The organism is Pseudomonas sp. PDM19, from assembly GCF_014852215.1.
GTDB lineage: Bacteria > Pseudomonadota > Gammaproteobacteria > Pseudomonadales > Pseudomonadaceae > Pseudomonas.
The window spans coordinates 983318-1006711 of sequence record NZ_JACVBG010000001.1; the positions used below are offsets into that span (position 1 = coordinate 983318).

Below are 23394 nucleotides of genomic sequence, written 5' to 3' on the forward strand. Positions count from 1 at the left end.
CGTTACTGGATGTTGGCGGAAGCTTTGCGAACCTGATCGACGACTGCTTGCGGCAGCGGGATGTAGCCCATCGAATCAGCGATCTTCTGCCCTTCGGTCAGGCCGTACTCGACCATTTCACGCATGGCCTTGGCCTTGGCCGGGTTCTCGTTGTGCTTGCGAAAGATCATCCAGGTGTAGGAAGTGATCGGGTAGGACTGGGCACCGTCCGGATCGGGCAGCCAGGCCACCAGGTTCTCCGGGAACTTCACGGCAGCCAGCGCCGCGGCACCGCTTTCCGCGTTCGGCACGACGTACTGACCGGCCTTGTTCTGCAGCTCGGCGAAGTCGACCTTGGCCAGCTTGGCGAAGCCGTACTCGATGTAGCCGATGGCGCCCGGGGTCTGGCGAACGGTAGCGGTCACGCCATCGTTCTTCGGCGACTTGATGAATTTGTCGCTGGCCGGCCAGTTGACGGTGTTGCCTTCACCCAGGGCAGTCTTGAACTCCGGGTTGATGGTCGACATGTGCTTGGTGAACACAGCGGTGGTGCCACTGGAATCCGCACGCACGACAACGGTGATCGGCAGGGCCGGCAGCTTCAGCTCAGGGTTGGCCGCGACGATCTGCGGGTCGTTCCACTGAGTGATCTTGCCCAGGAAGATGTTGGAGTACACGTCGCGCGGCAGTTTCAGGCCCTTGGGGCTGCCCGGCAGGTTGTACGCCAGGACGATTTCGCCGGCGGTCATCGGCAGCAGTTGCACGCCTTCGGCAACCTTGGCGATGTCCTCGTCCTTCATGGCCGAGTCACTGGCCGCGAAGTCCACAGTCTTGTTGAGGAAATCCTGTACGCCCGCACCGCTGCCCTTGGACTGGTAATCCACGGTGACGCCAGCGGTTTTCTTGCTGAAGTCCTTGAACCAGGTCAGGTAGATCGGAGCGGGGAAGCTGGCGCCGGAGCCGGTCAGGCGGACGCTTTCGTCGGCAAAGACGACGGAAGAGGCACACATGGACAGCGTAACGGCGATCGCAGCAGATTTCACAAAGCTTTTCATCGAGGGCAATCCTTTTGATATCGGGCTGCCATACTGTGATCGGGTCCTGTGAATGTTTTATGACAGCGCGGTGGCAAACGCTCTGGCTCGCCGGCTCGACTGGTCTATCTCCGGGTTTCTGCGGTGCGTTTCAGGTGAGTTAGCAGCGGCTGCCCGCCGGGGCTGGCGGCCATTTCAGGGCAGGGGCGGAGGTTCGGGGCGGGGAATCGCCCCCCGTTCGATGAGCACGCTGCGCAATAAATAGTTACGGTCACTTGGCAGTGCCAAGGGATGCAGATGCGTTCGGTTGCCGCCCATGAATTGTCGGGGCGAGGCCGCTCGCCAGGGGGCGATATCGGCCAATAACGGTCGTTCCAGCGAGGATCAAGTACGGATGCTCATTCGATTTACCACGTTGGCAATGGACCCTGACTCAGGCCATACAACCGGAATCCTGGTTTGTGCCCATGAGCTTCGAGATAACGGCGACCTCACTGTTGGCGAACACTCCGAGCTACGAAACTGCTTGGCTTGGTTCAACGAGCATTTGTTCGTTCCGGGTGTTCTTAAGTCAGAAGAGCATCGTCGCGCCATTTCATGGTTCAAGCCCGCTGCCAGTGAGGCTATTCAACATATGTGGCGGCTAAAAGGCGTTCTGGAACTCCATGGTTTTCACGTTGAAGTGCTTCGGACTGCGGACCCTGGCGCCGTAGTCTATGAAGATGATTGGCAACTCATCGCTAAGCCCAGGAAGGGGCGGCGCTTTTAGGGCCGTATGTGCGCTTAGTCGATTCTCTTGAGCGCATTTGGACGGCAGGGGCCGCTATGGGGCGGTAGCCCCCTCTCGCTGGAGGCTGCAATTGGCCAGAAGCGGACGCTAGTGGTCATCAATGCAAACAGACTTCGAAGGCTGTGTTGCCGGGCTAACTCAAATTCAGACAGCCGAATACGTTCGAGGGTACGATCGCAATCAACTACGGAGAGTGCAGAAAATATGTCTGATCAGGAAGATTACAGGCGCGCCAAGAGGGAAGCGTATGAGGTTGAAACGCAACCTCCGGCAACACTCGGCAGAGACGAATTTCTTGCTTGGCGCTCCCCGCGCGAGGTGCTATCAGGTCCGGCGTCGCTGGACAATCAAACGTGGCATTGGCTAGTACGAACACATCTTTCGGCCTTTATCGCCAATGAGAGATTTAACGGGCCTTCATCATATGAGTCAGGGCCAATGTGGTGCTTCGACCGTTTCGGGATGTCTCAGACCACCCTGTCTGACGGGCGCATCGTGTATATCGGCGGCGAGCACGAAGACCACTACGATCCTGATTTTTATATCTATAACGATGTGATCGTCATTGATCCGGACGGCAGCATCCATATACGCGGCTATTCTAGGGATCAGTTCGCCGCCACCGATTTTCACACTGCGACCATGGTCGGAAACTCTCTTCTGATTATCGGTTGTCTTGGCTATCCCTCCGACCGTGTTGCGGGCGTCACCCCAGTTTATCGCCTGTCGTTAGATACCTGGTGCATTGAGCGCATGACGACTGACGGCCAATCTCCCGGCTGGCTGCACGGTCATGCTGCCGAGCTTTCCGAGGATGGCGATTCTGTTGTGGTCACCGGTGGTTCCTGCTGGCTTGGCGAAAGATGCTCAATGATTGAGAACATTGATAGTTGGTCTCTGAATATCAGTTCAGGTCACTGGACCCGGCTGACTTCTCTTGACTGGCAACAATGGTCGATGCACCGCGCTGATCGGAAATTCAATCGCCTATGGGAGCTGCGCCGGGCTCTTTGGGCTCACGAGAACCCAAGTTGCGGCATCTCGGACGATTGGAAGTTCGAAGACGCCCCCAACTTTGCCGAGCTTGCCCGGCTCTATCGAATTGACGGTTGTGAGCCCCCCGCTGACGGTGAAGAGTGCGGTGAGTACTACTTGGTCATGGATGGTCTCACCGTACGTTTTACCGAGAGTATGTTCAGTGTTGACGTTCTGGTGAAGGGGCGCCTCAGCACGGATCGACTGGAGGTACTTCAAGCTCGCACCTTGGCAACATTGGCCAAGCTGGAGGGTATCGAGTGGGAGATCGAACCGCTTTCCGTGCTGGCGAGTGACGGTGCTGACTAGAAGAAAACGCAGGAAATTAGGACGCCTCCAGGCGTCCTGAGACGCGCGCTTGTCTCCAGCTTTCGGCATTCACACGAAATACGGCTATGGATCGGAAGCTGACATCGGATAACGGCGCTGAACTGTATGTACCAACTCCTGCGGCTTGACCGCTGTAACTCTTCCCCATAACCTCCCGACGCCCCTGTGAAAGCGACAGGGGAGCGGGTTTGGCGACCCGGTAAATCCACAGCGCGACTGCGCCCATAGCGCTGCGACGTATTTCTACGTCCGCAGTGTCTTGCTATGGCAGGCCGCGCAGGGAGGCCTTCGGGTCTGCCGGTCCTGTGGTTCCGGTTCGCCAACCTTGCGCGGTTCTGCCACCCCTACCGTTTGGCGACGGAGGAGTGGCCTTTCTGGACTAACCACAAAGGTCTCAACTCCATGGACGACATCTACGTTCCCACCGTTTTCCACCGCTACAACCGTTCCCTGCGCGGCGTGTTGATCGACAACCAGCCCTGGTTGGTCGCCCGCGAGCTGGGGTATCTGATCCGCGAGCGGGTCGATGCTTATGTTCTTCGATTGGATGAGGACCTCTTTCGCGAGGCGCGCCTGGTGACGGGCAGCGGCGAGGAGGACGTGTTGCTGGTCAGTGACTACGGCGCTTTCCATGTGCTGCAGCGATTTCGCGATCCGGAGCATCGGCAGTTGCGGATGTGGATCACCGGCCATGTGCTGCCGACGCTCAGGGATCAGGGGCTGGTGCCTATGGGGCAGCCGAAGCGGCTGCAGGCGAAAGGTGAGGGGCGGCCTGTGGCGGTGCTGGATTGGCAGGGAGAGTACTGGGTGCCGATGGGGGAGGTGCCGCGGTTGATGCGCGAGGAGCGGCGCGGGAGATGGTGGCGGAGGGAGTAGGGCGTACAGATGTAGGAGAGCGCCTTTCGGCGCTGGTCGCGGGCATGGGCTAGGCGCCCCCGCCGCTCCTACACAAGAGTAAGAGCCCCTCACCCTAACCCTCTCCCGCAAGCGGGAGAGGGGACCGTCAGGTGTGAGTCATTCAGTGGTGTCAGCCGGATAGGGCTTGATTGGCGTTTGCCAATCAAGCGGCCGGCGGGGTGCCTTCGGCGTTGGCGACCACGGCGTCGATCTGGATCAGCGCGCCCTTGGGCAATGCGCCTACGGCGACTGTCCGGCGGGCGGGGACGCCGCCGGGGAAGTAGCTGGCGTACACCTCATCGACGGCGGCGATGTCGTCGATGTTTTTCAGGTAGAGGTTGACCTTCACCACATCGGCCAGGGCGTGGTCGATGCTTTCGACAATGGCCTTGAGGTGCTTGAAGCACTGGCCGGCCTGTTCCTTGATGCCGCCGGCCACCAGTTCACCGGTCTTCACGTCCAGCGGCAGCTGGGCGGAGATGTGGTTGTAGTGGGAGAAGGCGACGGTCTGGGTGGAGAAGGGGCACTTCGGCGCGGCGTCGGTGTTGTGGGCCTTGATGACGATGCCGTGGCGGTCTTCGACGGCCTGCGGGGGTGTGCCGTCGCCGTGGGAGACCACGGCCTCGACCTGCACCAGGGCATCCATCGGCAAGGCTTGCGCCTGCACCACGGTGCGTGCCGGCAAGTAGCCGACGGCGCGGGCGATAGCCGAGTCGGGGAAGAAGGTGGTGTAGACCTGGTTCACGGCCTGCATGTCGGCGAGGTTCTTGACGAAGACGGTGATGCGCACGATGTCGTCGAAGGGCACGTCGATGCTTTCGAGGATGGTCTTGATGTTGCGCAGGCACTGCCGGGTCTGCTCCTCGACGCCGCCGGCCACCAGCTTCCCGGTACGCGGGTCGATGGGCAGCTGGGCGCTGAGGTTGTTGTAGTGGGAGAAGGCGACGGTCTGGGTGGACAGCGGGCTCAGCGGCGCGCTCTCGGTGTTGCGTTCGACCTTGATCAGGTCGCCGGCCTGCGGGGCGCTGGGGATGGTGCCTTCGCCGCAGGTGATGAGCGCTTCGACCTGTACCTGGGCGCCCAGCGGCAGGGCGGCCACGCCGACGGTGGTGAGGGTCGGCAGGTAGTTGGGGAAGAAGGCCGCGTGCACCTTGGCGACGGCTTCGGCGTCGGCGATGTTGGTCAGGAAGATGGAGATGCGGACAGTGTCATTCAGGTTGTGGCCGATGCTTTCGACGACGGCCTTGAGGTTCCTGTAGCACTGTTCGGCCTGTTCCTTTGCGCCACCGGCCACCAGCTTGCCGCTGCTCGGGTCGACCGGCAGCTGGGCGGAAAGGTTGTTGTAGTGGGAGAAGGCGACGGTTTGGGCATAGGGGCCGAGGTTTTGCGGGGCCTTGTCGGTGTTACGTGCCAGAACTGCGTTGTAGCCACTCATGTTGGTGCTCCCTTGTTCGCTGGGAATCCGTGGATTGGGTGGCAAACGCTTCGTCCATTGCGATATCGGTCGTTGCCACTATCGGTTCAGACGACGGATATCAAGCTCGTCGAGAGGCGCGCAGACTATCGAGTCTTGAAGGGTGACCCCTTTGACTTATGGCAAGCGTAGTGGGGTCTCCTTACCGGGTTGTTTCAATTGGCGATGGGAGGGTGTCGGGATATTGCGAAAGGGATTTCTGAAAGCGGGGGTGGTGGTTTTTGTGGAGGTCCGGTGCCTGGGCTTTCCCTCACCCCAGCCCTCTCCCAGAGGGAGAGGGGGCAGTCTGTGCCGGCTGGCAGTTTGGTTTTATCCTGTAGGACCCTCTCCCCAGCCCTGGCTGCGCGCCCTGCTCCGAAGGGGGAGGGAGCAATCGTGCCGGCTGATGATGTGGACTCTCCTCGCGCCGAACGGTCCCCTCTCCCGCTTGCGGGAGAGGGTTAGGGTGAGGGGCTCTTTCTAGAAGATGTAATCAGTAGTCAGGAAGCTCGAATCGCGGTCGCGGATGATCTGGCTGATCAGCGCCTTGTTGGCGTCGGTGAAGCGCGTGGCCACCAGGGTGCGGATGGAGAAGGTGCGCAGGGCGTCGTGGACCGAGAGGGTGCCTTCTGCGGAGTTCTTGCGGCCGTTGAAGGGGTAGCTGTCCGGGCCGCGCTGGCACTGGGCGTTGATGTTGATGCGGCCGACCTGGTTGACGAAGGCGTCCACCAGCGGGCCGATCTGCTCGGGGTCGTCGCCGAACAGGCTGAGCTGCTGGCCGTAGTCGGACTGCAGGACGTAGTCGATCACCTCGTCCAGCTCGCGGTAGGGCACCACCGGCACCAGCGGGCCGAACTGCTCCTCGTTGTACAGCCGCATGTCGGCGCGCACCGGGCTGAGCAACGCGGGGTAGAAGAAGCTTTCGCGGCTCTCGCCGCCGCCGGGGTTGATGACCCTGGCGCCCTTGGCCAGCGCATCTTCAAGCAGGCCGTTGAGGTAGTCGACCTTGCCCGGCTCGGGCAGCGGGGTGAGCGCCACGCCGGATTCCCAGGGCATGCCGGGTTTGAGTTCGGCAAGCTTGGCGCTGAACCTGGCGAGGAAGCTGTCCAGCACGTCTTCGTGGACGAAGAGGATCTTCAGCGCGGTGCAACGCTGGCCATTGAACGAGAGGGCGCCGGTGATGGCTTCGCTGACCGCGTTGTCGAGGTCGACGCTGGGCAGGACGATGCCGGGGTTCTTGGCGTCCAGCCCGAGGGCGGCGCGCAGGCGGTGCGGGCGCGGGTGGAGCTTCTTCAGGTCGGCGGCGCCGGAGTGGGTGCCGATGAAGGCGAAGACGTCGACCTTGCCGCTGGCCATCAGCGCGCTGACGGTCTCGCGGCCGCGCCCGTAGATGACGTTGATGACGCCCGGCGGGAAGCTGTCGCGGAAGGCTTCGAGCAGCGGGCGGATCAGCAGCACACCGAACTTGGCGGGCTTGAAGACCACCGTGTTGCCCATGATCAGCGCCGGGATCAGGGTGGTGAAGGTCTCGTTCAGCGGGTAGTTGTACGGGCCCATGCACAGCGCGACGCCCAGCGGCACGCGGCGAATCTGCCCCAGCGTGCCCTGTTCCAGCTCGAAGCGGCTGGAGCGGCGGTCCAGTTCCTTGAGCGCCTGGATGGTGTCGACGATGTAGTCGCAGGTGCGGTCGAACTCCTTCTCCGAGTCCTTGAGGTTCTTGCCGATCTCCCACATCAGCAGCTTGACCACGGCGGTGCGCTGCTCGCGCATGCGGTCGAGGAAGCGCTCGACGTGGGCGATGCGCTCGGCTACGCGCAGGTTCGGCCATTGGCCCTGGCCGTTGTCGTAGGCAGCCACGGCGGCGTCCAGCGCGGCGAGGGCGGCGTCGGCATCCAGCAGCGGCGTGCTGCCGAGGATGACCTGTTCATCGCCCTGGTCGGTGGCGAGGAAGATCGGGCTGCGCACCGGGGCGAGCGGACCGTCCCAGCAGCGCAGTTCGCCGTTGACCAGGTACTCGCGCTGCTCGACGGGCGCGTCGGGGCGCCAGGCGTCGGGGATGTCGGTGAGGCGGGGGAACAGATGGTCGAGCTTGTTGTTGTCGGGCATGACTCATCCCTCGGGGGAAGGTGGGCGACTGGTCTGTTTTAGATCGTAGCTGTCTTCAGATTAATCGATTCAGCAAATGGTGCGATGACCGGTGTAGGAGCGCGCTGCGCGCGCGATCGCGGGCATGGCTCGCTCCTCCGGAACTCAGGTGCGTAGGGCGGATAACCGCTTGCGGTTATCCGCCGGCTTTACGGTGTACGGGTGGGGCGGCGGATAACCCGTTCCGGGTTATGCGCCCTACGGGTGTGCCGGGTTTGGCTGCTTTGCCGGAGCGGGCTGCAGGAGTTCCTGCTGCTCGGCGTAGCGGGCGCGGATGTCGAAATCACGGGGCCAGGCGGGCTGGGTGGGGGCTTTCGGAGTTGCGGAGGAAGTCACGGGCGATACCTCGTTGCAGGAATCCGGGGCGGGCGGTTGGTGATGCTCGCCGGGTTATGGGGCGCTGGGCGTGATGGGTATCGCTGCGCTCCACGCCATCCTACGGGGGCTCCCAGGCAGGGCAGTTCGTAGGATGGGTGGAGCGCAGCGATACCCATCGGCTAATGCATCAGACGAACATCGACAGCAGCAGGATGAACAGCAGGCCGACCACCGAGAGGATGGTTTCCATCGCCGTCCAGGTCTTGAAGGTCTCCATCACGCTCATGTTGAAGTACTGCTTCACCAGCCAGAAACCAGCGTCGTTGACGTGGGACAGGATCAGCGAGCCGGCGCCGGTGGCGAGGACCAGCAGCTCGCGGTTGACGCCGGGGATCAGGTCGATGACCGGCACCACGATGCCCGCGCCGGTGATGGTGGCGACGGTGGCGGAGCCGGTGGCGATGCGGATTACCGCGGCCACCAGCCAGGCCAGGAGGATGGGCGAAATCTGCGCCTGCACCGCCATGTGGCCGATCACGTCGCCCACGCCGCTGGCCACCAGCATCTGTTTGAAGCCGCCGCCGGCGCCGATGATCATCACGATGGCGGCGGTGGGCGCGAGGCTCTGGTCGAGCAGCTTGAGTATCTTCTTCGAATCGAAGCCGCGGGCGTGGCCGAAGGTATACAGCGACAGCAGCAGGGCCAGCAGCAGGGCGGTGATCGGGTGGCCGATCATGTCCAGCCAGGCGCGGATCACGTGGCCGTCGGCGAGCATGACGTCGGCGAAGGTCTTGAGCAGCATCAGGAACACCGGCAGCAGCACGGTCAGCAGGGTGACGCCGAAGCTGGGCAGGTTGCTGGTGTCCGGCTCGTGGGCGATCTGCGCCACCAGCTCTTCATTGGGTTGGCCGGGAATGTACTGGGCGATGAACTTGCCGAAGATCGGACCGGCGATGGCGGCGGTGGGCAGGGCGACCAGCAGGCCGTAGAAGATGGTCTTGCCGATGTCCGCACCGAACACGCCGATGGCCAGCAGCGGGCCCGGGTGCGGCGGCACCAGGCCGTGTACGGCGGAGAGGCCGGCGAGCAGCGGGATGCCGATCTTGATCAGCGAGACGCCGCTGCGCCGGGCGACGATGAACACCAGCGGCACCAGCAGGATGAAGCCGATCTCGAAGAACAGCGGGATGCCGACCAGGAAGGCGGCGAGCATCATGGCCCAGTGCACGCGTTCCTTGCCGAAGGCGCGGATCAGGGTACGGGCGATCTGATCCGCGCCGCCGGACTCGGCCATCATCTTGCCGAGCATGGTGCCCAGGGCAAGGATGATGCCGACGAAGCCGAGCACGCCGCCGAAACCGTCCTGGAAGGATTTGACGATGGTCGCCACGGGCATGCCGGAGGTGAGGCCGAGGAAGCCGGCGGCGATGATCAGGGCGACGAAGGGGTGAATCTTGAAGCGGGTGATCAGCAGGATCAGGCCGATGATGGTGACCACCGCGTCCAGCAGCAGATAGGTGTTGTGGGACATGCCGAGCATGGGTCTCTCCTGTTTTTGTCTTTGTGCCGGAGCGGCTCTTCTTTCTTGGATTAATCGAGATAGCGCTATCTTTCGATGGCAGGCGCTATTGCGTCAGTCGTTGGAGTGCTGTCGCCACCAGAGGTGTGCGGCTTCCGCCAGTTCGTCGAGCGGGCGGGTGGCGTCCAGGCTTAGGGTCAGCGGCTCGCTGGTCGGCACTTCGAGGGCGGCGAACTGGCTGTCGATCAGGCTCGCCGGCATGAAGTGGCCGGGGCGGGTGGCGACGCGCTGGGCGGCGGTTTCCGGGGTGAGTTCCAGGAACACCACGCCCAGGCCGGGCACGGCGCGGCGCAGGCGTTCGCGGTAGATGAGCTTGAGCGCGGAGCAGGTGAGCACGGGGCGCTGGCCGGCGGCGATGGCTTTCTGCAGCTGGGCGGCGAGGGTGTCGAGCCAGCCGGCGCGGTCCTCGTCGGTCAGCGGGATGCCGGCGCTCATCTTCTGGATGTTAGCTTCGGGGTGGAAGGAGTCGCCTTCAATGGCGAACGCGCCGCTGCGCAGGCACAGGGCCTCGCTGACGCTGGACTTGCCGCATCCGGCGACACCCATGATGAGCACGGCATCGATGGCGGGGAGCATGCAGGGCCTCAGTGTTGAGACAGCGCTATCTTTGGTGGGCGTAACGAAAAGCATCGGCTGCCTCCGTATTCTTGTCATTCTAGTCGGTGTGTCCCGGTGCTCTCGGTGAGTATGTTTCACCGGCGGGCGAGGGGCGGCGGGAGCCGGCCTCAGGCAATTGCCCTGGCTGCGAGACAGCGCTACCTTAGTGCCTCGATTTTTGTTTGGCAAGCCGCCCGATGACCGCTCAGAAGAACGATAAGAAAAACGACAGAAGCTCTCGCACCACCGGCAAACCCACCCTCAACGACGTGGCACGCAGTGCTGGCGTCAGCCCGATCACCGCCTCGCGCGCCCTGCGCGGCGTGAGCACGGTGGCCGAGGGGCTGGCGGAAAAGGTCCGCCAGGCCGCCGCCGACCTGGGCTATGTGGCTAACCCGGCCGCCCGCGCGCTGGCTTCCAAGCAGAGCCACAACATCGTGGTGCTGGTGCCTTCGCTGGCGAACCAGCTGTTCATCGAAACCCTCGAAGCTATCCATGCCGTGATGCACCCGCGCGGGCTGGAAGTGCTAATCGGCAACTACCACTACTCCCGCGACGAAGAAGAGAACCTGCTGCGCAACTATCTCGCGTACCAGCCGCGCGGCCTGCTGCTGACCGGCTTCGACCGTACCGAGAGCGCCCGGCGGATGATCGAGGCCAGCGGCGTGCCGGCGGTCTACATGATGGACCTGGACCCCGGCGCGGGGCTGCATTGCGTGGGCTTCTCGCAGATTCGCGCGGGGGAGGCGGCAGCCAGACACCTGCTCAAGAGCGGGCGCAAGCGCCTGGCGTACATCGGCGCGCAACTGGACCAGCGCACCCTGCTGCGTGGCGAGGGTTACCGCCGCGCATTGCAGCAAGCCGGTTGCTATGACCCGGCGCTGGAAGTCCTCACGCCGCGCCCGTCCTCGGTCGGCCTCGGCGGCGAGCTGTTCCGCCAACTGCTGGCCAGCCATCCGCAGGTGGAAGGCATCTTCTTCGGTAACGACGACCTCGCCCACGGCGCTTTGCTGGAAGCCATGCGCCACGGCATTCGCATCCCCGAACAGGTGGCGGTGCTGGGCTTCAACGACCTGCCCAGCTCCGAGTTCATGGTCCCGCGCCTCTCCAGCATCCGCACCCCGCGCAAGGCCATCGGCAGCCACGCGGCCGAGCGCCTGCTCGACCTGATCAACGACAAACCGGTGAGTGCCCCGGTGATGGACCTGGGGTTCGAGTTGATGGTGCGCGAGAGCAGCTGACGCACGCCGCAAGGATCGTAGGGCGCGCTCCTGCAGGTTGCACCGAGTGGCCGGGGCCCCGTTGTAGGATGGTGTGGAGCGCAGCGATACCCATCGTTCCAGTGCGCAGACTGCAAACCCTTTGCGCATAAAAAAAGCCCGCTGGAGCAGCGGGCGTAGTGCGGAGGCAAAGCTGTTTTCCGGCGAGCGAGCCACCGGAGCAATCACTCAGTACGCGTCGCTCATCCCATCGGTGATGGTGATGCCCTGCTTGCGCATTTCCTGGATCAACCCGGCGCGGGTGCCCGGCAGGTTGAGCAGGGCCTGGTAGCGCGTGGCTTTGACTTCCTCGGCGGTGTAGGGCTTGAACTCGGCGGGCATGCTGTTGCCGGCCATGCCCTCCTTGCGCAGCAACCAGTTGAGCAGGTCGGCCAGTTGCGCGTCGTTCAGCGCGGACTGGGACATGCCCGGCACGCGCACGAGGAATTGCCGCCCACCGTCCACCTTCAGGAAGTTGCCGACGAAGCCGTGCAGGCGCGGCGTGTCGTTGGCCTTGCTGCCGCTGCCTTCGGTGAGATGGCAGCCGGCGCATTGCAGCTGGTAGTTGGTGGCCGGGCTGTAGCTCTGCTGGGAGATCGGCTTCTGCACCTCCTCGTTGCCGGGCGCCGGCCGCTGGTGCGGATCGGGGATCGCACGGGCCTGGGCAATGGGGGCGACCAGGCTACAGAGCAGGGCGCCGACAACGAGACTGCGCATGGGCTTTTCTCCCGACTTCAGACCGCGACGCCGCGGATGATGGTGACGGTGCAGTTGTAGATGCGCGATTCCGCGCCCAGGCACCAGTTGACGTCGTTGTTGTTGAACGGACGGTACAGCGGTTCTTCGCTCTCATTGCGGGTACAGGCGCACTGGGAGCAGCTGTGCTTACCGCAGCAGTCGTTGTAGGAAATGATGTAGTCCTTGCCGTCTGCCGGGTTGCGGCAGGTGCCGATCCAGGTCACTTGCGAGGCATCGGTGCCGGGCGGGCAGGAGGTGGTGGTGCCGCCGCAGCAGGTGCAGAGGAAACCGTCGATGGAGCAGTAGCGCCAGTAGTCGCAGCTGTTCGGGTCACCCGGATCGCCAGCCTTGGGCGCCTCGGCGGCGAGGGCCTTGGAGGTGCGGTCGATCGGCAGGATGATCGGCAGGGCGGCGCCGGCCACCAGCAGCGAGCCGAAGCGGCCCAGCAGCTTGCGCCGCGAAGTGACGTTGGCCACCTGGCGGGAGGAGCGCTCGAACAGGTTGTCGAGGAATTTCATTCTTGTTCTCTCCGTGATCAGTGGCTGTGGCCGTGGCTGGCGTCGTGGGTGTGCACGCCGTTGTGGCTGTGGCCATTCATGTACTGCTGCAGGGTGGCGCTGCCCAGGTGCTCGACCTCGAACAGGCTGTCCAGGTGCTCGCGGGAGTTCACCAGGCCCTTGGCGCGCAGGATGCCCTTGCTGTCGATCAGCGCGGCGTAGGGCAGCTTGCCGATCTGGTAGGTCATGCCCACTTCCGGACCGACCACGTAGGCGGATTTCTCCAGGCCGTGCTCGGCGATCAGCGCCTGCTGGGCGGCCATGTCGCCGTCGCTGACGTAGATCACTTCCAGCTCGCCGGCCTTGTCCTTGGCGATGGATTTGATCGCCGGCAGCAGCGATTTGCAGATCGGGCAGGTCGGCGAGAGGAAGAACAGCAGCTGGCCGCGCTCGCCTTCATAGCCGAAGTTGACCGGGCGACCATGGCGGTCGGCGGCGGTGACTTTCGGCGCGGGCTCGTTGACCGCCACGCCCTTGTCGACCATCAGCGCGCCGGCCGGCGCGATGCGGCCGTGGAGGACGCCGATCTGGCGCACCAGCGCCATGACGGTGAAGGCGAGGGCGATGAGCAGCACCCAGAGAAGAATGTTGGAAACGATCAGACCTTCCATTTGTTCACCTTCCGATGAGTTTGAGCAGGCGGGGATGATTGGCCAGCAGGCCATCGGCCGCGGCATACAGGAGCAGGGCGACAGCGCCGGCGGCGAGGATCACGAAGGCGTCGAACACGCCCATCTCGCGAGCCTGCGGAGCGCAGGAGGCGATCAGGGCGAGCGCGGCGATGATCGCGTTGCGCAGCAGCAGCACCGGGCGCAGCGGTTGCATCTGGCCGGGGCCGGAGCAGCCGCAGTCGATGTCGCGGCGCCCGCGCCAGAGGTTGATGCCGATGGCGCCGGCATAGAACAGGATCAGCGCCGTGGCGGCCAGGGCCGCGCCGTGGCGGCTCGCCGGCACCAGCAGGGCGAAGGCGACGATGCCTTCGACCACCGGCAGCACGCGGGCCACCGGGCCGACCAGCGAGGCCGGCAGCAGGCCGTAGTCTTCGACCTGGCGGGCGAAGCGCATCGGCGCGCGCAGCTTGTGGCTGGCGGCGCTGGCGAGCAGCACCGCAACGGCCACCGCACTGGCGATGATCAGGATCGGATCGGAAAACATATCCGTACCTCTCGGGGTGGTTTTAGTGGCTCAGGACCAGGATCGGCGTCTTGGCGATCTTGTCCATGGCGCCGTTGTACTTGCCGGTCTTCAGGTCGAAGATCTGCAGGCCGCCTTCGATGTCGGTGCCCAGCAGCAGCGGCTTGTCGTCCGTGGTGGCATGCAGGCTCCACACCGGCTTGGGCGCTTCCAGGGTGCCGATCTTCTTCTGCGTCTTCAGGTCGTAGACCCAGATGAACGGGCTCGGGTCTTCCCATTTGCCGGCGCTGTGCTCTTCATGCATCAGCACGTACATGCGGTTGAGCTTGGGCGCTACGGCCATCAGCTGCCAGCCGCCGGTGCCCCAGCCTTTCTTGCGTTCCTCGTCGGTGGTCAGCGACCAGCTCGGCAGCATCTTCGGCTTGTCGCCGGAGACGTCCACCGGCTTGACCATGCCGTCGGTGGTCACGAAGAAGTAGGTCTCGCCCACGGCCAGGCCGCGTTCGTTGAGCTTCTCCTTGTTCGGGTCGAAGAACGGAGTCTGGCTGCGGCCGGTTTCCTTGCCGTCGTCACCGATTTTGGTGATCTGCAGTTGGCCGTCACCGCACAGCGAGGCGAAGGCGCGCTTGCCTACCGGGTAGTTGAGGACGCAGCCGCTGATGGCGATTTCGCTGGCGACCTTCTTCTCCTGGGTGTCGACCACGGTGACCGAGGTGGACGGGGTGAAGTTGTAGATGTAGACGAAGCGATCGTCGGAGCTCGCGCCCAGGGCGTACTTCTGGGTCAGGATCGAGGCGCGCTTGGCCGGGATTTCCACTTCCCACTTCGGACGCAGGTTCGAGGTGTCCCAGGCGGTCAGCACGTCGGTGCGCACGCCGCGGGTGCCGCGGGAGTAGAAGGTGTCGGCGGAGTACAGGGTCTTCGCATCGTGGCTCAGGGTGGACGGAGCGACGAAGCCGGTGCTGACCATGCCGAGCATCTTCTTCTGCTCGGGGTCGACCACGGTGACGCGGCCGGCGATGAAGTTCTCGAACTCCACGTCGACGATGTAGGCGCGGTGCGGCGAGGGCGGGAACGGCAAGACTGTCTCACCGATGCTCTCGGTCGGCAGCTCGGCGTGCGCTGCGCCCATCGCGAGGCACGTGCTCAGCGCGAGGACCGATGGAGCGAGGAACCTGGCGACGCTCATTGGCGGGTACTCCCTTTTTCTTGTTGGCGGGCTATCGGTTGTTATCGGGCCGTCTGCCAGGGGCGGACAGCGGACGGAACATTGAGGAGAGTCTGCCTGCGTCGGTTTGCAGCGGACTTGTTGTCCGTGCCATTTCCTTGTCTGGGGGTGACAGGGTGTCGCAGGGAGAAAGTGCAGACTGCCGTTGCGTTTGGAGGCGGGAAATCCGCCGAACGGCACAGACATGGATCAAGGCTTCGTCAGGTTTTGGTGCGAAAAAGCTGCATCGTGCCCCGAAAATCCGCACAATGCACATTTGAGCTATCTTGAAACGCCGTAACACCCACCGGAAGTGTGCATTGTGAACAGTTCACAATGTTCGACATGCTCAAAATTTCCGCGTCGTTCCTGATTGGCTTTTCCGGCCCGCTATTTGCGTTGTGCCGGGAGTCCTCAACCAATCCTCGCGGAGATCCCCCTCGATGAGTTCCCCCAGTGAGTTCCCCCTGAGCGCCACGCCCAGGGAAGGGCGCAAAGGCCTGCTGCCCATCGCCATGGTCCTGTTCAGCTTCACCTTCTTCACCGGCACCATGTTCGCCGGCGGCAAGATCGGCATGGCCTTCGACTTCGTCGACATGCTCTGGGTCGCCTTCATCGGCAACGTGCTGCTCGCCGTCTACGCCGCCGCCCTGGGCCTGATCGCCTCGCGCAGCGGTCTGAACACCGTGCTGATGGGGCGCTTCTGCTTCGGCGAGCGCGGTAGCAAGCTGTCCGATTTCCTCCTCGGCTTCGCCGAACTGGGCTGGTACGCCTGGGGCACCGCCACCGTGGCCATCGTGCTGGTGAAGATGCTGTCCCTGCCGGAGTGGCTGAACATCCCGCTGATGGTGATCTTCGGCCTGCTGTTCTCGATCACCGCGATCATCGGCTTCAAGGGCCTGGACATCATGTCCCGCGTGTCGGTGCCGCTGATGTTCATTCTGCTGGTGGCATCGATGGTCATCGCGACCAACCACGCCGGTGGCTGGAGCGGCCTGCTGGCGAAGGAGCCGAGCCAGACCCTGACCTTCTCCGCCGCCGTGACCATGGTCTTCGGCACCTTCGCCAGCGGCGCGACCCAGGCCACCAACTGGACCCGCATGGCCCGCAGCGGGCGCATCGCGGTGATCGCCAGCGTGGTCGCGTTCCTCATCGGCAACGGCCTGATGATCGTCGCCGGCGCCTGGTGCGCCATCGTCTACCAGAACGCCGACATCGTCGAAGTGATGGTGCTGCAGGGCCTGTCCTTCGCTGCGGTGATCATGCTCTGCCTGAACCTGTGGACCATCCAGGGCCCGACCATCTACAACGTATCCGCCGCCGCCTGCCACCTGGTGCGCAGCGAGCGTCGCCGCACCATGACCCTGCTGGCCGCCGGCATCGGCATCATCCTCGCCATCGGCGGCATGTACGAATGGCTGATCCCGTTCCTGGTGCTGCTGGGCTCGATCATCCCGCCGCTGGGTGGCGTGATCATGGCCGACTACTGGTACCGCAACCGGGGTGAATACCCGGCGCTGGTGGGTAGCCACATCCCGGCGTTCAACGTCACCGGCCTGGTGTCCTACGCGGTCGGTGCAGGCCTGGCCTATGCCTCGCCCTGGATCGCGCCGCTGGTGGGTATTGCCGCTTCGGCCATCTGCTACATCGTCCTCACCGAAGTCACCCGCGCCCGTGCGCCGGTGACCGAGCCGCGCGCTTGAGCCTGAGCGTCGAGGAAATCCTCCGTCTGCCGGGGCTGGAAAGCCTCGCGCTGCGGGCCGGCGCGCGCAATGTGCATCGCAGCGTGCGCTGGTCCTACGTGGCGGAGAACGTCGGCATCGCTGACTGGGTGATGGGCGGCGAGCTGGTGTTCGTCACCGGCATCAACCACAGCCGTGACGAGGCCAACCTGCTGCAGCTGGTGCGCGAAGGCGTCGCCAGCGGCATCGCCGGCATCGTCATCCTCACCGGCGACGAGTTCATCCAGCGCATCCCTCTGTCTGTGGTTCATCTGGCCGAGACTCAAGGGCTGCCGCTGATCGAGCAGCCCTACGCGCTGAAGATGGTCATTGTCACCCACCTGATCGGCACGGCGCTGGTGCAGATGACCCAGGTGAAGACCTCGCGCCGCGACATCCTAGGCCAGTTGCTCAGCGGCGATTACCCGAGCCTGGAGATCGTCCGCCGCCGCGCCCAGCACCTTGAGTTGCCGTTGGAAACGCCGCGACGTCTGGTGGCGTTGCGGCTGTCCGGCGTCGACACGCTGTTCCAGCAGCAGGAGCCGGAGGAGGCCGAGCGCGCGCTGCAACTGACCCGCCAGCGCCTGCTCGACCACCTGGAGAACTGGCAGCAGGAGCGCCCCGAGCGCCTGCCGGTGGTGATCCAGGGTGACCTGTTCGTCCTGCTGCTGGATGATTCCGGGAGTGCCGAGCGCGCCGAACTGCACGCCCTGGCCGCCGGCTTGCAGCAGGAACTCACGCCGTTGCGTGCTTATCTCGGTTTGTCCGCCCGCGCCGAGTCCTGCGCCGAGTTTCCCCGCGCGCTGCTCGAAGCCCGCCAGGCGCTGGACGTCGCCGAAGGCATGCAGGCGCCCGCCGGCTTCTGCGACTACCGTGAGCTGGGCGTGCTGCGGCTGCTGCGGGCGATCCCCGATCGTGCGGTGGTCGAGCAGTTCATGAAGGACACCCTCGGCCCGCTCAATGACGCGGGCCGCAAACAGCCGCAACTGCTGATCGAGACGCTCGACGCGCTCGTCCAGGAGGGCGGCAATGCGCTCAGGGCGGCACAGCGCCTGGGCATCCACCGCAACACCCTGAACCAGCGGATAGCGCGCATCGAGGCCCTGAGCGGCCAGTCCCTGGACGACGCGCAGTTCCGCCTGAATACCTCCGTGGCGCTGCTCATCTGGCGCATGTCCAATGCGCCGCGCCACGAATAGCCTGAAGAGGACCTACGAGCCCATGAAGATCATCAACGCCTCGCTGCGCAAGCAGACCGGCCTGTTCACCATCCGCTGCGAAGGCGACGTCATCGCCGAGGTCGTGCAGCAAGCCGGCAGCGTAGCCGCCAGCGGCGACGACATCGACGCCCGTGGCAACCTGGCCATCGCCCCGCTGGTGGAGCCGCACATCCACCTCGACGCCACCCTGACCGCCGGCGAGCCGGAATGGAACATGAGCGGCACGCTGTTCGAGGGCATCGAGCGCTGGGCCCAGCGCAAGGAAACCATTACCCACGAGGACACCAAGTCCCGTGCCCACACCACCATCCGCATGCTGGCCGCCCACGGCATCCAGCACGTGCGCACCCACGTCGACGTCACCGATCCGACCCTGGCGGCGCTCAAGGCCATGGTGGAAGTGCGTGAAGAAGCGCGGCACCTGGTGGACCTGCAGATCGTCGCCTTCCCGCAGGAGGGCATCGAGTCCTACGAGGGCGGTCGCGAGCTGATGGAAGAGGCGATCCGCCTGGGCGCGGACGTGGTCGGCGGCATCCCGCACTTCGAGAACACCCGCGAGCAGGGCGTCAGCTCGATCAAGTTCCTGATGGACCTGGCCGAACGCACCGGCTGCCTGGTGGACGTGCACTGCGACGAGACCGACGACCCGAACTCGCGCTTCCTCGAAGTGCTCGCCGAAGAAGCCCGCGTGCGCGGCATGGGCGGTCGCGTCACCGCCAGCCACACCACGGCGATGGGCTCCTACGACAATGCGTACTGCTCCAAGCTGTTCCGCCTGCTCAAGCGTTCGGGCATCAACTTTGTCTCCTGCCCGACCGAGAGCATCCACCTGCAGGGCCGCTTCGACACCTTCCCGAAACGCCGCGGCGTGACCCGCGTGGCCGAGATCGACCGCGCCGGCATGAACGTCTGCTTCGGCCAGGATTCGATCAAGGACCCGTGGTACCCGCTGGGCAACGGCAACATCCTGCGCGTGCTGGATGCCGGCCTGCACATCTGCCACATGATGGGCTTCGACGACCTGCAGCGCGCGCTGGACCTGGTCACCGACAACAGCGCCCGTGCGCTGAACCTGGGTGCTCGCTACGGCATCGCCGCCGGCCGTCCGGCCAACCTGCTGGTGCTGGGGGTGGAGAGTGACTATGAGGCGGTGCGCCAGCAGACCAAGGCGCTGTACTCGATCCGCAATGGCCGCGTTCTGATGAAGCGCGAGCCGGAGAAGGTGGAGCTGGTCGAAGGCTGAAACCGGCGCAGGGCGGATAACCCGTTCCGGGTTATGCGCCCTACGTGAACCATAGATGTCGTTCGTAGGGTGGCGTGGAGCGGCAGCGATACCCATCAAACTGGCGTGCCGACAGCATGGGTATCGCTGCGCTCCACCCATCCTACGGGAGCAGATCGCTCTGCTCAGGGCACCATCGCCATCCCCACGCCAAAGCGGTTCCACGCATTGATGGTGGCAATCGCCAGGGTCAGGTTGACGATCTCGGCTTCGCTGAACTGCTCGCGCAGGGCGTCGAACTGGTCCTGCGGGGCGTGTTTTTCCGGCAGGCGGGTGAGGCTTTCCACCCAGGCCAGCGCGGCGCGCTCGCGTTCGGTGAAGAAGCGGGTTTCCTCCCAGACGCTCAGGGTCTGCAGCCGTGCCTCGGTCTCGCCGGCCTTGCGCGCGTCATTGGCGTGCATGTTCACGCAGTAGGCGCAGCCGTTGATCTGCGAGGCACGCAGGCGCACCAGCTCCAGCAGCGAGGTCTCCAGCCCGGACTTGGCCAGGGCCTGCTCCAGGCCGAGCATGGCCTTGTAGGCGTCAGGGGCGGCCTTGGGCCATTCGATTCGTGCGCTCATGGCGATCTCCAGTAGGGCCCGCGCTAGTGCGGGAATGGGGCTAAGTTACCCCTCGCGCCGCTACCTTCGAATAGCCAATTCCCGGCAATAGCGGCAGACCAATGGCGGCCATTCAACGGTCATGGCCGACCGCCGTTCTAGTACCAAGGGAGTAGGCGGGAGCATCCAAAGCAGGATTCGGCCGCCGGCCGCGCGTTCTTACCATCTCATCACAGGCGTCGTTCCGGGCGCCGTGCCTTGCCAAGCATCTCGATGAGAGGATGAAGTGATGAACAACAAGAACGTGCTGTGTGGCCTGCTGTTAGTGGCCGGCCTGGGTGTTTCGGGTCTGGCCCTGTCCCACGGCAATGTGACGCCCCAGGCAGTGGATACCTCGGGGCTGGAACCGCTGGGCAAGGAATGGCGCGACACCAACCCCTACCGCGAGCCCTACGCCAACCACGCCAAGGCGGTGGAGATCGGCGCCTCGGCCTACAACCAGAACTGTGCGCGCTGCCACGGCCTGGAGGCCAAGTCCGGCGGCATCGCCCCCGACCTGCGCATGCTCGACGTCGGCGCCGAAGGGGATGAGTGGTTCAAGGAGCGGGTGATCAACGGCGCGGTGCGCGACGGCGCCGTGTACATGCCGAAGATGGCCGACTACATCAGCCAGGAAGGCCTCTGGGCGATCCGCACCTACCTGGACAGCGTGCACGTGGAAGAGTGACCGCCATGCGCCTGCCCACTCTGCTGATCGACGCACTCCTGAGCCTGGCCCTGTGCCTGCTGCTGGGGCAGGCGCAGGCCGGGGTTCGCCCCTACGAGGACATGGTCACCAGCGGCGTGCTGCGGGTGGCCGTGTACGAGAACTTCCCGCCCTACAGCTTCATGCAGGGCGGGCAGCCGCGCGGGGTCGACATCGACCTGGCAAAACACCTGGCCAGCGGCCTGGGCCTGCGCGCGGAGTTCCTCTGGGTCACGCCTGGCGAGCGCCTGGATGACGACCTGCGCAACTTCATCTGGAAGGGCCACTACCTGCGCCCCGGCGTGGTCGCCGACGTGATGTTGCGTGTGCCCTACGACCGCCAGTACGCCAACCGGCGCAACGATGTCGGCGAGTTCGCCAACGAACAGGTGGTGATGTTCGGCCCTTACCAGCGCGAGCGCTGGCAGGTGGTCAGCGACGACCGCCGGCTGCCCGCGGTGGATACCATCGCCGCGTTCCGCGAGCACCCCATCGGCGTCGAGCTGGACAGCGTGCCGTCCTTCTACCTGACCTCGGTGCTGGGCGGCCAGCTCAGCCGCATGACCGTGCACTTTCCCAGCACCCAGGCGGCCTTCGACGGCATGCGCGCAGGCAAGGTGGATGCAGTCATGGCTCTGCGTGGCGAGCTGGACTGGATGCGCGCGCAGGCCGCCGACGTGCACCTGAAGAACGCCGAAAACACCTATCCCAACCTCGGTCAGCCCGAGTGGGACATCGGCATGGCCGTGCATGAAAGCAACCGCCAGCTCTCCAACGCCCTGGACGGCGAGCTGGAGGAGCTGGTGCGCAGCGGCGAGATGGAAAAGCTCTACGCGGCCTACGGCGTGCGTTACGAACTGCCGGGGCTCTACCAGGACGTGCAGTGAGGGAGAGATGATGCACAGGCGCGAACTGCTGCTCGGGATCTGCGCGCTGCCGCTGCTGGCGGCGGCGGTGGAGGGCGACCCGATGCCCTCGGTGATGTGGGAGTACCACCACAAGCGTCTGCTCGATGGCGAACCCTACGTCTTCGATGAGCGGGTGAAACTGGGCGTGCCGCCGTTCGCCGAGGACGCCCGCCAGGTCCCGGTGGAAGTGGACGCCCGCGCCTTGCCGGGGCGCTTCGACCGGCTGCTGCTGTGGGCCGAGCTGAACCCGATTCCCCATGTGCTGACGCTCTATCCGGGCGAGCATCTGGAACCGTTGCTGGCGGTGCGCATCCGCATCGAGCAGGCCACGCCGATCCGCGCCGCGCTGCGGGACGAGAAGGGCGTCTGGCATGTCGGCTCGGCCTGGATCGATGCCGCCGGTGGCGGCTGCACCGCGCCCAGCGTGGTGCGTGCGCAGGCGTGCTGGGAAGACCGCCTCGGCCAGGTGCACGGTGAGTCCTTCGCCAGGGGCGAATACAGCCGGGTGCGCCTGTCGGTCTCGCACCCGATGGACAACGGGCTGGTCGGCGGCATTCCCGAGTTCTACCTGGATCACGCCGAGCTGCGTGGGCCGGACGGGGAAATCTTCGCCCGCCTGGACCTGTTCCCGGCGGTGAGCGAGAACCCCACCTTCACCTTCGAGGTGCGCGGCCATCCGCACACGCAGCTCTGGCTGCACGACAACAACGGCAACGAATTCCAGGCCGCTCTGCGCTGACGCCGCACCGAGTTGCCGCCGCCCTGTGCTGACGAGGTGCCCATGCGTTTCCTCCTGATCGCCCTGGCCTGCCTGTGCCTGCCGGCACTCGCCGACCTGCAGTACCACCTCGAACCCCGGCGGATCGCCGAAGGCACCTGGCTGGTGGAAGGCAGTACCGACAACTTCGCCAAGGACAACGGTGGTGCCATTGTCAACGTCGCCTTCATCGACACTGGCGACGGCGTACTGGTGATCGATACCGGCCCGTCGAAACGCTACGGCGAAGCCCTGCGTGCGCTGATCCAGCAAACCACCGGCAAGCCGGTGAGGCGCGTGCTGCTCACCCATCACCACCCCGACCACGTGCTGGGCAACCAGGCCTTCATCGATGTACCCATCGGTGCGCTGGCCGGCACCGGCAAGCTGCTGAAAGAGCAGGGCAACGCCATGGCGGAGAACATGTACCGCCTGGTCGGCGACTGGATGCGCGGCACGGAGGTGGTGCTGCCCTCCGAGGCGGTGGAGCCGGGTATCGTGCAGATGGGCAGTCACCGGTTTCGGCTGGTCGGCCTGCGCGGGCATACCGGCGCGGACCTGGCGATACTCGACGAGACCACCGGCGTGCTGTTCGCCGGCGATATCGTTTTCTACCAGCGCGCGCTGACCACGCCGAACAGTCCGGGGCTGGATGTGTGGCTGGGCGATATCGACACGCTGCAGGAACTGCCCTGGAAGCTCATCGTTCCCGGTCACGGCCCCATCGCCACCGATGCGGCACCCTTTGCGCAGATGCGCGACTACCTCGGCTGGCTCGATGGCGTGATGCGCGACGGCATCGCCCAAGGCGCCGACATGAACGACCTCCTGCGCACGCCCATCCCCGAGCGCTTCGCCGGTGTCAGCCTGACGCGCTACGAGCTGATCCGCAGCGTCAGCCACCTCTACCCGCGTTACGAGCAGAAGGCGCTACCGCGCGTCGACGAGCAGTGACCGCGCTTTCGTACCCATACGCTCGCTGACAACTCCGCTGCGGGGCCGCCCGTTCCTACAGGAACTGCCCAGCTTTCCGGAAACGTAGGAGCGGACTCCTTACGCGAAAGGTCCGCATCGCGCCGGATGCCATCGTGGACAAAGTCCGATCCTACGCACGCCGCTATTTCCGCGCCTTCGCGGCCCGGTATTGCTACCAAGGAACTAGGAAATTCG

At 64.7% G+C, this 23394-nt stretch carries 21 protein-coding genes; 10 read left to right on the top strand and 11 right to left on the bottom strand.

Annotated elements, in window-relative coordinates:
- Nucleotides 1-2: 2 nt before the first annotated feature.
- The gene (pstS, locus tag IB273_RS04255) at nucleotides 3-1034 is read right to left on the bottom strand and encodes a phosphate ABC transporter substrate-binding protein PstS (RefSeq protein ID WP_192223334.1); all 1032 of its coding nucleotides are present in this window, start codon (nucleotides 1032-1034) and stop codon (nucleotides 3-5) included.
- A gap of 973 nt (nucleotides 1035-2007) precedes the next feature.
- Here pstS and IB273_RS04260 point away from each other — a divergent pair.
- Nucleotides 2008-3147, top strand: coding sequence for a Kelch repeat-containing protein (locus IB273_RS04260; protein ID WP_192223335.1), 1140 nt, complete (start codon nucleotides 2008-2010; stop codon nucleotides 3145-3147).
- 423 nt (nucleotides 3148-3570) lie between these two features.
- On the top strand, nucleotides 3571-4044 hold the full coding sequence (locus IB273_RS04265; RefSeq protein ID WP_192223336.1) for a Bro-N domain-containing protein: 474 nt from the start codon (nucleotides 3571-3573) through the stop codon (nucleotides 4042-4044).
- A gap of 184 nt (nucleotides 4045-4228) precedes the next feature.
- On the opposite strand, the gene IB273_RS04270 is transcribed toward IB273_RS04265, so the two are convergent.
- The 4 genes from IB273_RS04270 to IB273_RS04285 form a co-directional block, all read right to left on the bottom strand.
- Nucleotides 4229-5500 (bottom strand): RidA family protein, encoded by a 1272-nt coding sequence (locus IB273_RS04270; protein WP_192223337.1) that lies wholly within the window; start codon nucleotides 5498-5500, stop codon nucleotides 4229-4231.
- A 498-nt stretch (nucleotides 5501-5998) separates the two neighbouring features.
- Nucleotides 5999-7624: an NADP-dependent glyceraldehyde-3-phosphate dehydrogenase gene (locus IB273_RS04275; protein WP_192223338.1), complete on the bottom strand. Its 1626-nt coding sequence runs from the start codon at nucleotides 7622-7624 to the stop codon at nucleotides 5999-6001.
- A 544-nt stretch (nucleotides 7625-8168) separates the two neighbouring features.
- On the bottom strand, nucleotides 8169-9521 hold the full coding sequence (locus tag IB273_RS04280) for a GntP family permease (RefSeq protein ID WP_192223339.1): 1353 nt from the start codon (nucleotides 9519-9521) through the stop codon (nucleotides 8169-8171).
- Nucleotides 9522-9614: 93 nt separating this feature from the next.
- On the bottom strand, nucleotides 9615-10136 hold the full coding sequence (locus IB273_RS04285) for a gluconokinase (protein ID WP_151186970.1): 522 nt from the start codon (nucleotides 10134-10136) through the stop codon (nucleotides 9615-9617).
- A 218-nt stretch (nucleotides 10137-10354) separates the two neighbouring features.
- Between IB273_RS04285 and IB273_RS04290 the strand changes: the two genes are divergently transcribed.
- Complete coding sequence (locus IB273_RS04290) at nucleotides 10355-11398, top strand: LacI family DNA-binding transcriptional regulator (RefSeq protein ID WP_192223340.1); 1044 nt, start codon at nucleotides 10355-10357, stop codon at nucleotides 11396-11398.
- 207 nt (nucleotides 11399-11605) lie between these two features.
- Here the strand turns inward: IB273_RS04290 and IB273_RS04295 are convergent, their stop codons facing one another.
- The 5 genes from IB273_RS04295 to IB273_RS04315 are packed head-to-tail and all read right to left on the bottom strand — an operon-like array spanning nucleotide 11606 to nucleotide 15034.
- Nucleotides 11606-12133, bottom strand: a complete 528-nt coding sequence (locus IB273_RS04295) for a c-type cytochrome (protein ID WP_138215817.1) — start codon at nucleotides 12131-12133, stop codon at nucleotides 11606-11608.
- Between the two features lie 17 nt (nucleotides 12134-12150).
- Nucleotides 12151-12672: a methylamine dehydrogenase light chain gene (locus tag IB273_RS04300; protein WP_045217996.1), complete on the bottom strand. Its 522-nt coding sequence runs from the start codon at nucleotides 12670-12672 to the stop codon at nucleotides 12151-12153.
- 17 nt (nucleotides 12673-12689) lie between these two features.
- Nucleotides 12690-13322, bottom strand: coding sequence for a methylamine dehydrogenase accessory protein MauD (mauD, locus tag IB273_RS04305; protein WP_081519738.1), 633 nt, complete (start codon nucleotides 13320-13322; stop codon nucleotides 12690-12692).
- Nucleotides 13323-13326: 4 nt separating this feature from the next.
- Complete coding sequence (locus tag IB273_RS04310; RefSeq protein WP_192223341.1) at nucleotides 13327-13866, bottom strand: MauE/DoxX family redox-associated membrane protein; 540 nt, start codon at nucleotides 13864-13866, stop codon at nucleotides 13327-13329.
- 22 nt (nucleotides 13867-13888) lie between these two features.
- Nucleotides 13889-15034 (bottom strand): amine dehydrogenase large subunit, encoded by a 1146-nt coding sequence (locus IB273_RS04315; RefSeq protein WP_151186973.1) that lies wholly within the window; start codon nucleotides 15032-15034, stop codon nucleotides 13889-13891.
- Nucleotides 15035-15495: 461 nt separating this feature from the next.
- Here IB273_RS04315 and codB point away from each other — a divergent pair, with 461 nt between their 5' ends.
- Genes codB through codA form a run of 3 tightly spaced genes read left to right on the top strand, consistent with a single transcriptional unit; the run spans nucleotide 15496 to nucleotide 19236 of the window.
- Nucleotides 15496-16755, top strand: coding sequence for a cytosine permease (gene codB, locus IB273_RS04320; RefSeq protein WP_192223342.1), 1260 nt, complete (start codon nucleotides 15496-15498; stop codon nucleotides 16753-16755).
- On the top strand, nucleotides 16752-17972 hold the full coding sequence (locus tag IB273_RS04325) for a PucR family transcriptional regulator (protein ID WP_192223343.1): 1221 nt from the start codon (nucleotides 16752-16754) through the stop codon (nucleotides 17970-17972). Before codB ends, IB273_RS04325 begins: the two co-directional genes overlap by 4 nt.
- 22 nt (nucleotides 17973-17994) lie before the next feature.
- A complete protein-coding gene (codA, locus tag IB273_RS04330) occupies nucleotides 17995-19236 on the top strand; it encodes a cytosine deaminase (protein WP_192223344.1) in 1242 nt (413 codons plus the stop codon).
- Between the two features lie 164 nt (nucleotides 19237-19400).
- On the opposite strand, the gene IB273_RS04335 is transcribed toward codA, so the two are convergent.
- Entirely contained in the window at nucleotides 19401-19835 is a 435-nt protein-coding gene (locus IB273_RS04335; protein ID WP_088421446.1) for a carboxymuconolactone decarboxylase family protein, read from the bottom strand.
- 268 nt (nucleotides 19836-20103) lie between these two features.
- Here IB273_RS04335 and pedF point away from each other — a divergent pair, with 268 nt between their 5' ends.
- The 4 genes from pedF to IB273_RS04355 are packed head-to-tail and all read left to right on the top strand — an operon-like array spanning nucleotide 20104 to nucleotide 23178.
- On the top strand, nucleotides 20104-20541 hold the full coding sequence (pedF, locus tag IB273_RS04340) for a cytochrome c-550 PedF (protein WP_081519745.1): 438 nt from the start codon (nucleotides 20104-20106) through the stop codon (nucleotides 20539-20541).
- A 5-nt stretch (nucleotides 20542-20546) separates the two neighbouring features.
- Nucleotides 20547-21446: a substrate-binding periplasmic protein gene (locus IB273_RS04345; RefSeq protein WP_192223345.1), complete on the top strand. Its 900-nt coding sequence runs from the start codon at nucleotides 20547-20549 to the stop codon at nucleotides 21444-21446.
- Nucleotides 21447-21453: 7 nt separating this feature from the next.
- Nucleotides 21454-22206, top strand: coding sequence for a quinoprotein dehydrogenase-associated SoxYZ-like carrier (locus IB273_RS04350; RefSeq protein WP_412548060.1), 753 nt, complete (start codon nucleotides 21454-21456; stop codon nucleotides 22204-22206).
- 42 nt (nucleotides 22207-22248) lie between these two features.
- Nucleotides 22249-23178, top strand: a complete 930-nt coding sequence (locus IB273_RS04355) for a quinoprotein relay system zinc metallohydrolase 1 (protein ID WP_192223347.1) — start codon at nucleotides 22249-22251, stop codon at nucleotides 23176-23178.
- Nucleotides 23179-23394 lie beyond the last annotated feature (216 nt).

Coding starts and splice junctions, on each gene's coding strand:
- pstS (WP_192223334.1), bottom strand. CDS start 1,034: ATGAAAAGCTTTGTGAAATCTGCTGCGATCGCCGTTACGCTGTCCATG.
- IB273_RS04260 (WP_192223335.1), top strand. CDS start 2,008: ATGTCTGATCAGGAAGATTACAGGCGCGCCAAGAGGGAAGCGTATGAG.
- IB273_RS04265 (WP_192223336.1), top strand. CDS start 3,571: ATGGACGACATCTACGTTCCCACCGTTTTCCACCGCTACAACCGTTCC.
- IB273_RS04270 (WP_192223337.1), bottom strand. CDS start 5,500: ATGAGTGGCTACAACGCAGTTCTGGCACGTAACACCGACAAGGCCCCG.
- IB273_RS04275 (WP_192223338.1), bottom strand. CDS start 7,624: ATGCCCGACAACAACAAGCTCGACCATCTGTTCCCCCGCCTCACCGAC.
- IB273_RS04280 (WP_192223339.1), bottom strand. CDS start 9,521: ATGCTCGGCATGTCCCACAACACCTATCTGCTGCTGGACGCGGTGGTC.
- IB273_RS04285 (WP_151186970.1), bottom strand. CDS start 10,136: ATGCTCCCCGCCATCGATGCCGTGCTCATCATGGGTGTCGCCGGATGC.
- IB273_RS04290 (WP_192223340.1), top strand. CDS start 10,355: ATGACCGCTCAGAAGAACGATAAGAAAAACGACAGAAGCTCTCGCACC.
- IB273_RS04295 (WP_138215817.1), bottom strand. CDS start 12,133: ATGCGCAGTCTCGTTGTCGGCGCCCTGCTCTGTAGCCTGGTCGCCCCC.
- IB273_RS04300 (WP_045217996.1), bottom strand. CDS start 12,672: ATGAAATTCCTCGACAACCTGTTCGAGCGCTCCTCCCGCCAGGTGGCC.
- mauD (WP_081519738.1), bottom strand. CDS start 13,322: ATGGAAGGTCTGATCGTTTCCAACATTCTTCTCTGGGTGCTGCTCATC.
- IB273_RS04310 (WP_192223341.1), bottom strand. CDS start 13,866: ATGTTTTCCGATCCGATCCTGATCATCGCCAGTGCGGTGGCCGTTGCG.
- IB273_RS04315 (WP_151186973.1), bottom strand. CDS start 15,034: ATGAGCGTCGCCAGGTTCCTCGCTCCATCGGTCCTCGCGCTGAGCACG.
- codB (WP_192223342.1), top strand. CDS start 15,496: ATGAGTTCCCCCAGTGAGTTCCCCCTGAGCGCCACGCCCAGGGAAGGG.
- codA (WP_192223344.1), top strand. CDS start 17,995: ATGAAGATCATCAACGCCTCGCTGCGCAAGCAGACCGGCCTGTTCACC.
- IB273_RS04335 (WP_088421446.1), bottom strand. CDS start 19,835: ATGAGCGCACGAATCGAATGGCCCAAGGCCGCCCCTGACGCCTACAAG.
- pedF (WP_081519745.1), top strand. CDS start 20,104: ATGAACAACAAGAACGTGCTGTGTGGCCTGCTGTTAGTGGCCGGCCTG.
- IB273_RS04345 (WP_192223345.1), top strand. CDS start 20,547: ATGCGCCTGCCCACTCTGCTGATCGACGCACTCCTGAGCCTGGCCCTG.
- IB273_RS04350 (WP_412548060.1), top strand. CDS start 21,454: ATGATGCACAGGCGCGAACTGCTGCTCGGGATCTGCGCGCTGCCGCTG.
- IB273_RS04355 (WP_192223347.1), top strand. CDS start 22,249: ATGCGTTTCCTCCTGATCGCCCTGGCCTGCCTGTGCCTGCCGGCACTC.